The sequence below is a fragment of the Micromonospora sp. NPDC051300 genome, assembly GCF_044455315.1.
Lineage (GTDB): Bacteria > Actinomycetota > Actinomycetes > Mycobacteriales > Micromonosporaceae > Micromonospora > Micromonospora robiginosa.
In genome coordinates this window covers 46,394-59,810 of sequence record NZ_JBITEP010000025.1, presented here as the reverse complement: position 1 = coordinate 59,810, position 13,417 = coordinate 46,394, and the positions used below count along the sequence as shown (strand labels likewise).

The window sequence follows — 13,417 nt, the reverse complement described above, 5'->3', positions numbered from 1 at the left end:
CCAACCCTTTGTAATTATTTGTGTCCTGCTAAATTAACCCACCCCCCCCCCCACAAAAATACACCCACCCACGGCAGGGGCGGGCTCGGGGGACGGCACGGGCGCACGAGGGCTCGACCGTCCACGTCGGTCCATCACCCGGGCAGGTGGGGGCGCCTGCGGCAGGGGTCCACCGTGAACGGTTGTGACTGGTACGGGCGCCTGTCGTGGGAGTCGTCCCACGGCTCAGAGAGCGCTCTCTTTGGTAATGAGACATTGACGGACGCGTAACCGGAACCTAATCTCGCTTCTCAAGAGAGCGCTCTCTCGGCGATCGGACCACCATCCGAACACCACCTTCTCCTCTGAAGGGGACCTCCATGACACTCCCCCTGCGGGACGTCTCCCCCGTACCCCCGCCGGCTCCCGTACCGTCCCCCACCCGTCGGCGCCGTCGTCGGGTGACCGCCCTCGCCGCCGCCTCCGTGCTCGCGGCCGGCCTGCTCGGCGTCGTGGTCGGCGGTGGCGGCACGGCCGCCGCCGGCACCGTCGGCGCGGGCAGCTACACCGAGACGCTGCCGCCCGGCGCCGTGCTGCCCAAGGGCTGCGGCACGGTCAGCACCAACCCCCGGATCTTCGCCACCGCCGACGCACCTGCCGGCGCGATCCCCACCAACGACTGGTGGTCCTCGCTGATCTGGAAGCGCAACACCTGCGGAGGCAGCGAGAACCTCCAGGCGCACCCGCTGGCGTTCAAGGCCGAGACCAACGGTCTCGGGCTGTCCTACACCACCACGCCGGCGATCAGCGGCACCGCCACCGGCGTCGGCGAGTACCACTACCCGTACACCGAGGACGTCCGCGTCGGGGTGGCCGGGCTGGCCGCGCCGGTGGTCAAGGCCGCCGACTGGACGGACTGGACGGTCACCGCCGACTGGAGCGACGGCAGCCGGAGCATGCGGGCCACCATCGGGCACGGCCTGCCGTTCAGCTACTACACCGTGACCGGCGGCGGCGCCGCGCAGCTCACCGCGAGCGCGACGCCGACGGTGTGGCGCAACTCCGGCGCCACCATCGGCTTCACGGTCAACGGCCACGACTACGTCGCGTACGGGCCGACCGGCTCGACCTGGAGCGTCAACGGCGCCGGGATCAGCTCCACGCTGGCCGGCAAGGGCTATTTCTCGGTCGCGGTGCTGCCCGGCGGCGCGGACAGGGCCGCCCTGGCCGACACCTACGGCAGGTACGCGCACGCGCACGTCACCGGCACCCGGATGAGCTACGCGTACGACCCAGCGACCGGTTCGGTGCGCACCACCTACGCGTTCACCACCACGCCCCGCGAGGGCACCGAGACGAAGACCGTGGTGGCGCTCTACCCGCACCAGTGGCGCAGCCTCACCGGCGCCACCCCGATCGCCCCGACGTACGTCTCGCCGCGCGGCGCGATGCGGGTGCTGGCCGGCGTGCCGTCGTTCACCACCTCGATGCGCTTCACCGGCGTGCTGCCCGAGGTGCCGGCCGTGGGCGACTCCACCGGCGCGGACCTGAGCACGGTCACCAACTACCTCAACGCCGAGCTGGCCAACCCGGAGGGGATCAGCGGCCAGGACACCTACTGGGCCGGCAAGGGCCTCGGCCGGGCCGCCCGGATCGCCGAGATCGCCGACCAGCTCGGGCTGGCGCCGGTCCGCGACAAGGCGGTCGCGGCCATGAAGGCCCGGCTCACCAACTGGCTCACCGCCTCCTCCGGCGAGACCAGCCAGCTCTTCTACTACGACCGCAACTGGGGCACGCTGATCGGCTACCCCGCCTCGTACGGCTCCGACGAGGACCTCAACGACCACCACTTCCACTACGGCTACTTCATCGCCGCGGCGGCCACGCTTGCCAAGTTCGACAGCGGGTGGGCCGACGACACCCGCTACGGCGGCATGGTCGACCTGCTGATCCGCGACGCCAACAACTACGACCGCGCCGACAACCGCTTCCCCTACCTGCGGGACTTCGACATCTACGCGGGCCACGACTGGGCCTCCGGGCTGGCGCCGTTCTTCGCCGGCAACAACCAGGAGTCCTCGTCCGAGGGGATGAACTTCGCCAACGCGCTGATCCAGTGGGGCCAGGCCACCGGGAACACCGCCGTCCGCGACGCCGGCGTCTACCTGTGGACCACCCAGTCCGCGGCCATCTCCGAATACTGGTTCGACGTGCACGACGAGAACTTCCCGGCCGGCTTCCAGCACAAGACCGTCGGCATGGTGTGGGGCGACGGCGGCGCGTACGCCACCTGGTTCTCCTCCGCGCCGGAGATGATCCAGGGCATCAACATGCTGCCCATCACCGGCGGCCACCTCTACCTCGGTGACTACCCGGAGTACGTGAAGGCCAACTACGCGGAGCTCCTGGCCAACAAGAACGGCCCGCCGACGGTGTGGCAGGACATCATCTGGGAGTTCCTCGCCCTCGGCGACGGCGACCAGGCGTTGCGCAACTTCCGGGCGAACAGCACCTTCGCCAGCGAGGAGGGCGAGAGCAAGGCGCACACGTTCCACTGGATCCGCAACCTTGCCGCGCTGGGCAATGTGGACACCTCGGTCACCGCGAACCACCCGCTGGCGAAGGTGTTCAAGAAGGGCACCGAGCGCACCTACGTGGCGTCGAACATCACCGCCTCGCCGCTGACCGTCACGTTCTCCGACGGCACCACGCTGGCCGTGCCGGCCGGCAAGACCGTCACCTCCGGGGCGTACGCCTGGAGCGGTGGCAGCGCCACCGGCGGGGTGACGGTGCCGACCGGTCCCCCGCCGACCGGGATGCCCACGCCCACCCCGACCACGCCGACCCCGACGCCGACGACGCCGAGCCCGACGCCGACCAGCGCCAGCCCGACGCCGACGCCGACCGGCCCGAGCCCCAGCCCGAGCACCCCGACCCCGCTGGAGCCGACCCGCTACCTGCGCTCCGGCGGGGAACTGGGTGGCGCGGCCGGCCCGGCGGGCACGGTCACGGTGGCCCCGGCCAACGGCAACCACGACGGGTCGCCGGCCAACGCGCAGGTGTTCACCGCCACCGGGCTGACCGGCACCTACAGCGGCGGGAACACCGCGTTCGACCTGGCCGTCGACGCGGGCACCTCGGTCGGCAACGGGGTCCAGGCCCGGGTCTCGTACGACCTGACCGGTGACGGCAGCTTCGACCGGGTGGAGACCTACCGGTACTACGCCACCGACCCGGTCAGCGGTGTGGAGCACTACCGGCAGACGCAGGGCCTGGCCTCGGCCACCGGCACGCTCGGCGACCTGGCCGGCGGCACGGTCCGGATCGAGGTGTGGAACGCGATCGGCGCCGGCCCCACCTCGCTCGGCGTCGGTGACGCGTCCCGCCTGGTCCTGCCGTACGCCGGGACCACCGCCACCACCGCGCCCCCGGCGACCGGTGGGTTCACCGCCCAGCGGCACCTGGTGGGGCCGGCCGGCCTGGCCGGCACGGCCGGCGCGGCGGCCACGATGACGGTCCCGGCGAGCGGCGGGGAGCCGCTGCGGTTCACCGCCTCCGGCCTGACCGCCCGCTACACCGGCGGGGCCACCGGGTTCGACCTGCAGCTCGACGCCGGCACGACGGTCGGCAACGGCACCCAGGTGCGGGTCTCCTACGACCTGACCGGCGACGGCACCGCCGACCGGGTGGAGACCTACCAGTACTTCGCCACCGACCCGGTGCCGGGCTGGGAGCACTACACCCAGGCCCGGGGCCTGCTCTCCGGCGTCGGGACGCTCGGTGACCTGGCCGGCGGGACGGTGACCGTGGAGGTGTTCAACGCCATCGGCGGCGGGCCCAGCACGCTCGGCACCGGTGACCGCTCGACCGTCACGCTGCCCTTCGGGGCGTGACGGACCCCGGAGCCCCGGCCGTTCCCGGCCGGGGCTCCGGCGTCACGGCCAGCGGGTCGCGGTGGAGTCGAACAGCTCCCGGTCGCTGGCCACCGGGATCACGCACACCAGGTGGCCGCCGGGCGCGCGCAGCACGTGGCAGTCCTGCCAGCGGGAGACCGGCGTGGCGCCCAACCCGCGCAGCCGCTCCACCTCGGCGGGCACGTCGTCGGTCTCGATGTCGAGGTGGTGCCGGGGCGCGTCGTCGACCGCCTGCACGGCGGTGACCAGCCCCGGCACCACGTCGGCGAGGCCGGTGAACTCGGGCTCGGACGGGTCGGTGCGGACCGGCGCGCCGAGCGCGGCGGACCAGAACGCGGTGACCTCCCCGGCCGATTCCTGGGGCGCGTCGATGATCAGTGCGTAGAGCCGGGACCGGTGCATGACCCGACCCTAGTCAGCTCGGCCGTCGCCGGCTGCCCCGGCGCGGACCGCGAGCCGCGCGCGCAGCCACGCCGGGTCGGGGTTCACCACCGCCCCGTCCGGCAGCACCACGGTCGGCACGGTCTCGTCGCCGCCGGTCACCGCCCGGACCGCCGCCGCACCCTCCGGGTCCCGCCAGATGTCCACCCAGTACGCCCGGCCGGCGCGCCGGCCCAGCCGCAGGCGCAACCGCAGGCAGTAGGTGCAGCCGGGTCGCCAGTAGACCACCGGCCGGCCGTCGCGGGCGCTGCGGCGGCTCGCCTCCGCCGCGCTCAGCGACCGGGGGAAGGCCAGCGGCGAGAAGAGCACCGCCAGCACGGCGAAACCCACGACGCCCAGCGTGGCCGACACCACGCCGTCCTGGGTGACGCCGACCAGCACGCCGGTGACCAGCATCAACCCGGCGGACCACCAACTGCGCAGCCTCATGCGGTCGCCTCCGCGAGCAGTTCCAGCAGGTGCCGGTAGGGCTGGCCGGTGGCCCGGGCCAGGCCGATCTCGCAGGTGCGGTTCACCGAGGCGTACCCGTCGAAGGACCGCGCGGTGACGGCGGCGGCCTCGGCCCGGGTGGCCGACGCGGTCAGCTCCGGGTGCAGCAGGCCCCGGTCGCCGGCGAAGCCGCAGCACTGCCAGCCGTCCGGGACCACCACCTCGTCGGCGACCGCCCGGGCCACCGCCAGCAACGCGTCGTCCAGGCCGAGCCGGGTCGACGAGCAGGTCGGGTGCAACGCCAGCGACGCCAGCCGGCGGCGCACGGTCAGCCGGGGCAGCAGCGTGGTGGCGGCGAACTCCACCGCGTCGACCACCCGCAGGTCGCCGGCGCCGGCGAGCAGCCTGTCGAAGCCCTCGGTGCAGGAGGCGGCGTCGCTGACCACCGGCAGCGCGCCGTCGCGGCTGGCCGCCCGCAGCGCCGGCGGCACCCGGTCGCGTACCGCCCGGTAGCCGTCGGTCAACCCCTTGGACGACCAGGGGGTGCCGCAGCACAGGTCACCGACGCCGTCCGGCACGAGCAGGCGGACGCCGGCCCGGTCGGCGAGGGTGAGCAGCGCGGCGGCCGCCCCGATGCCGCCCTCGGCGGGGGCGAACAGCGTGCCCAGGCAGGACGGCACGAAGACGGCGTCCGGATCGTCGACCGGGTGCGGTCGGCGCGGCGACCCACCTGCGGGCAGGTCGCGTCGCCACTGCGGGACCCGGTCCGCGCCGAGCACCGCCCGGGCCGCCCGGGTGGCCGCCTCGGGCAGCGCCGGTGGCAACGCGCCGGCCAGGTCCAGCCCGCGGGCCATGCCCCGGGTGGTGGCGCCCCACCGCCGGGCGGCGGCCCGCCAGCCGGTCGACACCGCCCGGCCGTGCTCCTCGGCGCGCAGCCGCTTGACCAGGTCACCGGTGTTGATCAGGACGGGGCAGGCGGTGGCGCACATGCCGTCGACCGCGCAGGTCTGCACCGCGTCGTAGTCGTAGGCGTCGGTCAGCTCCGCCGCCAACGCCCGGTCGCCGGCGGCCTCGGCGGCGGCGATCTCGCGGCGCAGCACGATCCGCTGGCGGGGCGTGGTGGTGAGGTCGCGGCTGGGGCAGACCGGCTCGCAGTAGCCGCACTCGACGCAGCGGTCCACCTCCTCCTCCACGGTCGGCACGGTCTTCAGGTGCCGCAGGTGCACCTCCGGGTCGTCGCCGAGCAGCACGCCCGGGTTGAGCACGCCGTCCGGGTCGCAGAGCGTCCGCAGCTCGCGCATCACGTCGTACAGCTCGTCGCCGAACTGGCGGCGCACGTAGGGGGCCATCACCCGGCCGGTGCCGTGCTCGGCCTTGAGCGTGCCGCCGTGGCCGAGCACCAGGTCGACCATCTCCTCGGTGAAGTCGGCGTAGCGCGTCGGGGCCTCGCCGCCGGCGAACCGCTCGTTGAGCATGAAGTGGACGTTGCCGTCCTTGGCGTGGCCGAAGATGACGCTGTCGGCGTAGCGGTGACGGTCGAACAGGTCGGTCAGCGCGGCACAGGTGTCGGCGAGCGCCGCCACCGGCACCGCGACGTCCTCCAGCAGCGCGGTGGTGCCGGACGGGCGGGCGCCGGCCACCGCCGCGTACAGGCCCTTGCGGATGTGCCAGAGCGCGGCCCGGGCGGCCTGCTCGCCGCTGAGCCGGGCCGGGGTGGTAAGCGGCAGGTCGGCCAGCACCGGCCCGGCCGCGGCGACCCGCTCGGCCAGCGCGTCGGAGTCGGACTCCTGCCACTCCACCAGCAGCGCCGCGTGCCCGCGCACGGCCAGAGCGCGCAGCGCCGCGTCCGCCCTCGGGTCGCGCTGCGCCACCCGCAGCGCGGCGGCGTCGAGCAGCTCCACCGCCGCCGGCCCGGCGGCCACCAGCGCCGGCATGGCCGCCGTCGCCGCGCAGAGGGAGTCGAAGACCAGCAGCCCGGTCGCGGCGTGCCGGAGCACGGGTACGGTGCGGAACGTCGCCGACGCGACGAACGCGAGCGTGCCCTCGCTGCCCACCACCAGCCGGGTGAGCAGGTCGGCCGGGTCGTCGTGGTCGAGGAACGCGTTCACCCCGTACCCCATGGTGTTCTTCATGGCGAACTGGGCGCGGACCCGGCGCACCGAGTCGGGGTTGCCGCGCACCCGGTCGCGCAGCCGCAGCAGGCCGGCGTGCAGCGCCGGCTCGGTGGCGCGCAGCCGGGCGTCGGCGTCCGGGGCGCCGGTGTCCAGCACGGTGCCGCTGGGCAGCACCAGCACCAGCGACTCCAGCGTGCGGTAGGTGTTGAACTCGGTGCCGCAGGTCATCCCGCTGGAGTTGTTGGCGACCACGCCGCCGACGGTGCACGCGGCCTCGCTGGCCGGGTCCGGGCCGAGCTTGCGGCCGTGCGCCGCGAGCCGCGCGTTGACCTGCCGCAGCACGACTCCCGGCTGGACCCGGACCCGCCGGCCGTCGTCGAGCACGGTCAGGTCGCGGAAGTGCCGGCGGACGTCCACCAGCAGCCGGTCGGTGACCGCCTGGCCGCTGAGGCTGGTGCCGCCGGAGCGGAACGTCAGCGGTACGCCGGCGCGGCGGCTCTGCGCCAGCAGCGCGGCCACCTGCCCGGCGTCGGCCGGGGTGACCACCGCGCCGGGGTGCAGCAGGTAGTGCGACGCGTCGTGGGCCAGCTTCAGCCGGTCCGCGGCCCGGGTGCTCACGCCGCCGGGCACCGCCGCCTCCAGCCCGGCCCGCGCCGACGCGCTCAACTCCGTCATGATCACCGCACCTCCCCCGCCCACCCTAGTTCCCGCCCTGGTGGGGCCGGTGGAGTGTCAGCCGCCGGCCTCGATCCGCGCCAGCACCCGGCGCTGGAACGCGCGGGCGGCCGGCCCGGACGGCGGCGGCCCGCCCGCGCGGGCGGCGACCGCGCGGTGGATCAGCGCGGCGTCCGGGTCGTCGGCGGCCACCCGGCGTCCGGCGTCGACCTTGCCCAGCCAGACCCCGTCGCGGCAGCGCACCAGCGCGCGGCAGGCCCCGAGCACCGCGTCCTCCGCGCCCGGGGCGGGCGCGTCGCCGGGCGGCGTGGGCAGCGCCAGCCACCACCGCAGCGCGTCCACCAGCAGCGCCCGCAGCGTCGCCGGGTCCGGGTCGGCGAACGCGTCGGCGGCGGGCGGGCCGAGCAGGGTCAGCCCGGCCTGGCGCAGGATGCTGCGGTCCAGCGCGTACCAGAACCGCCCGTCCGCTCCGGGCCGGTCGGCCGGGTCGTAGGTGGCGCGGAACGGCATCGTGGCGCCGGTGTTCAGCTCCAGCGCGAAGCCCGGCTCACCGGTGCCGGAGGCGGCCACGTCGCGCCGGTAGACGACAAGTTCCAGGCCGCGCGCCGGGCAGGGCAGCGACTCGTGCCGCAGCCGGTCCACGAGCGTCCGCTTCGCGGCGACCGTCGGCGGCGCGGCGACAAGCAACGCCACGTCCACGTCGCTGCGCCCGGGCTGGTAGGCGCCCAGGCCGAGCGAGCCGGCCGCGTACGCGCCGACCAGCCCGTCGCCGAGCACGTCCCGGGCCCGCCGGACGAGTTCGGTGAGGTATCCGCGTACGTCGTCGCGCATGCCCGCATCCTGCCCGTCCGGTCACCGGCGACGCCGGCCGGGTCGGGTGGCCGCACCGGCCACGCCGGCCGGTGCCGTCGCCGCAGGTCGGTTAGCCTGCGAGCCGGGCATGGACACGATCGACCGAGCAGTCGGAGGCATCGGGTGCGGCACAGCGGAGAGAACGGCGAGGGTCCGAGCCGACCGCGGCGCCGGGGACGGCGGCTGCTCGTGGTGCTGGCGGTGTGCACGCTGCTCGCCGGCGGCGGGCTGGTCGCGGGTGGCTACTACTTCGACTCGGTGCCGACGCCCACCGACCTGAAGCTGCCCGAGTCGACCACGGTCCTCTACGCCGACGGTCGCACGCCGATGGCGAAACTGGGCGCGCAGAACCGCACGATCGTCCCGTACGAGGCGATGAACGACTCGGCGGAGCAGGCCATCGTGGCGGCCGAGGACCGCACGTTCTGGACCAACCGCGGCATCGACGTCCGGGGCGTGCTGCGGGCGGCGTGGGCGAACGTCAGCGGCGGCCAGCGGCAGGGCGCCTCCACGCTGACCCAGCAGTACGCGCGGGTCGCCGCCGACCTGCGCGGGGTCACCTACTCCCGGAAGCTGCGCGAGGCGGTCATCGCCTGGAAGCTCGACGACAAGTACAGCAAGGAGGAGATCCTCGGCTTCTACCTGAACACGGTCCCGTTCGGCCGGGGCGCGTACGGGATCGAGGCGGCCGCGCAGACATTCTTCGGCAAGACCGTCCGGCGCGACGCGCCGGCGGCGCAGCAGCTCACCCCGGCCGAGGCGATGGTGCTGTGCGCCATGGTGAAGCAGCCGGAGGCGGACCCGGCCGACCCGCAGGGCTCACCGGGTTACGACCCGCGCCGCAACGCCCTCGCGAAGCGGAACTCGATCGACCGCTGGAACTACATCCGCGACGGCATGGTGAAGCTCGGCTACCTGAGCCCGCAGCAGGCGGCGGACCTGGCGTACCCGGACACGGTGCGGCCGATCGACCGCGACGCGGGCGGCTCCGACCTGGACCGGCCGACCGGTCTGGTGGTCAACCACGTGCTGGCGGAGCTGCGGCAGACCGAGCCGTTCCGCGGCAAGCCGGACGAGGTGATCCGCGACGGCGGCTACCGGATCGTCACCACGATCGACAAGCGGGTGCAGGACGCGGCCGAGGCGGCGGCGGACATCCGTCGGGACACCGCGCCGGAGGCGGTCCGCGGACAGCCGAAGAACTGGCAGGCGGCGCTGGTCGCGGTGGAGCCGGGCACCGGCCGGGTGCTCGGCTACTACGGCGGCGACCGCGGCTCCGGCGCCGACTACGCCGGCTGGTACACCGACGAGCAGGGCCAGGCGCGGGGCTTCGGCCAGCACCCGCCGGGGTCGTCGTTCAAGGTGTACGACCTGGCCGCCGCGGTGCGCGACGGCATGTCGGTGAAGCAGCGGTTCGACTCGCCGGACACGAAGGAGTTCCCGGCGTCCGGCCGGACCCGGGCCAGCGCGGCCGGACCGATCCGCAACGCCGAGCACGCGCCCTGCCAGCCGGACTGCGCGCTCTGGGAGGCCACCGTCGCCTCGTTGAACGTCACGTACTACGAGCTGACCGAGAAGCTGGGCACCGCCAAGGTGATCGAGACGGCCCGGCAGGCCGGCGTGGACTCGATGTGGGAGACGGTGCGGGGCAACCCGCGGCCGCAGCGGGTCGACCTGCGCGACGACCCGGCCGGCGAGCTGGCGGAGCACTTCTCCACCGAGGTCGGCATCGGCCAGTACGGCATCACCGTGCAGGACCACGCGAACGGGATGGCCACGTTCGCGGCCGGCGGCAAGCGCGCCGACGCGCACTTCGTCCGGTCGGTGACCAAGGACGACGACAAGGTGTGGACCGAGCAGTTGCGGCAGACCGATCTCGATCTGAACGCCGAGGCGGTCGACCAGCTCGACTGGACGTTGCGCCGGGTGCGGGCGGCCAAGCTGGACAACGGCTGGGACTCCGCCGGCAAGACCGGCACCTGGCAGGCGGGGCAGAGCACGACCAAGAACGTGCACACCTGGATGGTGGGGTGGACCGGCGCGCTCGCCTCGGCGGTCTGGCTGGGCACCACCGACGGCAAGCCGCTGCGGACCACCGGCGGCAGCTACGAGGTGTACGGCTCGACCGGGGCCGCGCCGATCTGGCGGCAGTTCATGACCCGGGCCACCGAGGCGATGAAGCTCGACCCGGACCGCTACCGGTTCCATGAGCCGGCCTTCCCCGGCGACACGCCGAAGCCGACCCCGGCCGCGCCGACGCCGGCGCCGAGCAGCGCGGCGCCGAGCCCGTCCGCGTCGCCGACCCCGAGCCCGAAGCCGTCGAGCGCGAGCCCGAGCCCGACCCGGCGGCCCGGACCGCGGCCGACGCTGTCGCCCTCGCCGACGACGACGCCGCCCGGCGGGCCGCCGACGAAGACCCGGGGACCGCGCTGAAACTCTGTGCACCATCTGGGGACTGCGGCAATACGCGCAGGTCGGGCGCGCGCTCGTCCACTGCCGACAATGTTCGCCCTGATCAGGGGCTATTGAAGATCATGGCTTCCTGAATTCGGGTCGACGGCGAGGTGTCCGGCGGAAGTCGGTTGCCCAGGTCACCCATTGCTCACGCCTCCGACGGCGTGTGATCGTGCACCAGCGAGTCGTCGACCCCCGGCGGCTCACGACGGTCGATCTGTCGACCCGGAGCCACGCCGGCAGCTCCGGTGACCGACCGTCACCCCTGCCTCGCACCATCGTGCCGCCCGACCCCACCGGGCTCCGTGCGGCGCGCCTCAGGAACAGGAGCGAACCCTCGTGAAGCTCTCACCTCGCCTCGCCGCGCTCACCGGCGCGGCCGCGGCCGGCGTGATCGCCGCCGGCACGGCCGCAGCCGTGCAGGCCGCGCCACCCGGACCGGCCGCCCCCAACCCCGCCCAGGCCCGCGCGGCGGCCGCCGACTCGGCCCGCGCGTTGGTCGCGAACCGTCCCGCCTACCTCCAGGCCGGTTCCGACGACGCGTTCGTGCAGAAGCCGGTCATCTCCTCCGAGGGCACCCAGTACGTGCCCTACGAGCGCACCTACAAGGGCCTGCCGGTGGTCGGCGGTGACTTCGTGCTCGCCACCGACTCCGGCGGCAACCTGAAGTACGCCTCCGTCGCGCAGCAGCGGCCCATCGGCAGCCTCGCCACCGCGCCCAAGCTGACCTCGGCCGCCGCCGCGAAGACGGCGCGCGCCCAGCTCAAGACCGTCAGCTCCGTCGAGGGCACCACGCTCGTCGTCTACACGCTCGGCGCCAGCCCGGCGCTGGCCTGGGAGACCACGGTGCGCGGCACCGACGCCGACGGCCCGAGCCGGCTCACCGTCGACGTGGACGCCCGCACCGGGGCGGTGCTGCGCAAGCAGGAGCACATCGTCGCCGGCACCGGCACCGGCGCCTGGAACGGCCCGCCCCCGCTCACGCTGAACACCACCCAGTCGGGCAGCACCTTCACCATGAAGGACCCGACCGTCACCAACCTGAGCTGCCAGGACGCCGCGAACAACACCACGTTCAGCGGCACCGACGACGTCTGGGGCAACGGCACCGCCACCAACAAGGAGACCGGCTGCGTCGACGCGCTGTTCAGCGCGCAGACCGAGCACAAGATGCTCGCCCAGTGGCTGGGCCGCAACGGCGCCGACGGCAACGGCGGCTACTGGCCGATCCGGGTGGGCCTGAACGACCAGAACGCCTACTACGACGGCACCCAGGTGCAGATCGGCAAGAACACCGCCGGCCAGTGGATCGGCTCGCTCGACGTGGTGGCCCACGAGATCGGCCACGGCATCGACGACCACACCCCCGGCGGCATCTCCGGCGGCGGCACCCAGGAGTTCGTGGCGGACACGTTCGGCGCGGCCACCGAGTGGTTCGCCAACGAGCCGTCCAGCTACGACGCGCCGGACTTCCTGGTCGGCGAGAAGATCAACCTGGTCGGCTCCGGCCCGATCCGCAACATGTACAACCCGGGCGCGCTCGGCGACCCGAACTGCTACTCCAGCAGCGTGCCGGGCGGCGAGGTGCACGCCTCCGCCGGACCGGGCAACCACTGGTTCTACCTGCTGGCCAACGGCAGCAGCCCGACCAACGGGCAGCCGTCCAGCTCCACCTGCAACAGCAGCAGCGTGACCGGCCTGGGCATCCAGAAGGCCATCAAGATCATGTACAACGCGATGCTGCTGAAGACGTCGTCCTCGTCGTACCTGAAGTACCGCACCTGGACGCTGCAGGCGGCGAAGAACCTCTACCCGACCGGCTGCACCGAGTTCAACACGGTGAAGGCGGCCTGGGACGCGGTGAGCGTGCCGGCGCAGTCCGGTGACCCGACCTGCTCCGGCGGCACCACGCCGACGCCGACCGCCACCACCACCCCGCCCTCGGGCGGCTGCTCCGGCAACAAGCTGGCCAACCCCGGCTTCGAGTCCGGCAACGTGAGCTGGACCGCCTCGTCCGGCGTCATCACCACCGACAGCGGCCAGGCGGCGCACGGCGGCTCGTACAAGGCGTGGCTCGACGGCTACGGCTCCTCGCACACCGACACGCTCAGCCAGTCGGTCACCATCCCGGCCGGGTGCAAGGCGACCCTGACGTTCTGGCTGCACATCGACAGCGCGGAGTCCACCACGACCACCGCCTACGACAAGCTGACCGTCAAGGCCGGCAGCACCACGCTGGCCACCTACTCCAACCTGAACAAGGCCACCGGTTACGTCCAGCGGTCCTTCAACATCTCGTCGCTGGCCGGCACCACGGCCACCATCTCGTTCAGCGGCGTGGAGGACGCCTCCCTCCAGACGTCCTTCGTCGTCGACGACACGGCGGTCACGCTGAGCTGACCGCGACCCGAACGGCCGGTCGTCGCCCTCCCGACGGCCGGCCGTTCCGCGTCCCCGGCTCCGGCTCCGGCTCCGGCTCCGGCTCCGGCTCCGGCTCCGGCTCCGGCTCCGGCTCCGGCTCCGGCTCCGGCTCCGGCTCCGGCTCCGGCTCCGGCTCCG

The 13,417-nt window shown here is 73.9% G+C and carries 7 protein-coding genes; 3 read left to right on the top strand and 4 right to left on the bottom strand.

Going from position 1 to position 13,417, the window contains the following annotated elements:
- The first annotated feature begins 359 nt into the window (after positions 1–359).
- Positions 360–3,872 carry a glycosyl hydrolase gene (locus tag ACIA5A_RS23945; protein ID WP_396766359.1) on the top strand — a complete coding sequence of 1,171 codons (3,513 nt, stop codon included), beginning with the start codon at positions 360–362 and terminating at the stop codon, positions 3,870–3,872.
- A 42-nt stretch (positions 3,873–3,914) separates the two neighbouring features.
- On the opposite strand, the gene ACIA5A_RS23940 is transcribed toward ACIA5A_RS23945, so the two are convergent.
- The 4 genes from ACIA5A_RS23940 to ACIA5A_RS23925 are packed head-to-tail and all read right to left on the bottom strand — an operon-like array spanning position 3,915 to position 8,383.
- Complete coding sequence (locus ACIA5A_RS23940) at positions 3,915–4,295, bottom strand: VOC family protein (protein ID WP_396766357.1); 381 nt, start codon at positions 4,293–4,295, stop codon at positions 3,915–3,917.
- Between the two features lie 9 nt (positions 4,296–4,304).
- The gene (locus ACIA5A_RS23935) at positions 4,305–4,763 is read right to left on the bottom strand and encodes a glutaredoxin domain-containing protein (RefSeq protein WP_396766354.1); all 459 of its coding nucleotides are present in this window, start codon (positions 4,761–4,763) and stop codon (positions 4,305–4,307) included.
- Positions 4,760–7,552 (bottom strand): FAD-binding and (Fe-S)-binding domain-containing protein, encoded by a 2,793-nt coding sequence (locus tag ACIA5A_RS23930; protein WP_396766351.1) that lies wholly within the window; start codon positions 7,550–7,552, stop codon positions 4,760–4,762. Before ACIA5A_RS23930 ends, ACIA5A_RS23935 begins: the two co-directional genes overlap by 4 nt.
- A gap of 57 nt (positions 7,553–7,609) precedes the next feature.
- The gene (locus ACIA5A_RS23925) at positions 7,610–8,383 is read right to left on the bottom strand and encodes a nucleotidyltransferase domain-containing protein (RefSeq protein WP_396766348.1); all 774 of its coding nucleotides are present in this window, start codon (positions 8,381–8,383) and stop codon (positions 7,610–7,612) included.
- A 144-nt stretch (positions 8,384–8,527) separates the two neighbouring features.
- Here ACIA5A_RS23925 and ACIA5A_RS23920 point away from each other — a divergent pair, with 144 nt between their 5' ends.
- Both ACIA5A_RS23920 and ACIA5A_RS23915 read left to right on the top strand, forming a co-directional pair.
- A complete protein-coding gene (locus ACIA5A_RS23920; protein WP_396766345.1) occupies positions 8,528–10,837 on the top strand; it encodes a transglycosylase domain-containing protein in 2,310 nt (769 codons plus the stop codon).
- Between the two features lie 360 nt (positions 10,838–11,197).
- A complete protein-coding gene (locus ACIA5A_RS23915; protein WP_396766343.1) occupies positions 11,198–13,258 on the top strand; it encodes a M4 family metallopeptidase in 2,061 nt (686 codons plus the stop codon).
- Positions 13,259–13,417 lie beyond the last annotated feature (159 nt).

Excerpts from the sequence above, each read along its gene's own strand:
- ACIA5A_RS23925 (WP_396766348.1), bottom strand. The coding sequence starts at position 8,383 with ATGCGCGACGACGTACGCGGATACCTCACCGAACTCGTCCGGCGGGCC.
- ACIA5A_RS23930 (WP_396766351.1), bottom strand. The coding sequence starts at position 7,552 with ATGACGGAGTTGAGCGCGTCGGCGCGGGCCGGGCTGGAGGCGGCGGTG.
- ACIA5A_RS23940 (WP_396766357.1), bottom strand. The coding sequence starts at position 4,295 with ATGCACCGGTCCCGGCTCTACGCACTGATCATCGACGCGCCCCAGGAA.
- ACIA5A_RS23945 (WP_396766359.1), top strand. The coding sequence starts at position 360 with ATGACACTCCCCCTGCGGGACGTCTCCCCCGTACCCCCGCCGGCTCCC.
- ACIA5A_RS23935 (WP_396766354.1), bottom strand. The coding sequence starts at position 4,763 with ATGAGGCTGCGCAGTTGGTGGTCCGCCGGGTTGATGCTGGTCACCGGC.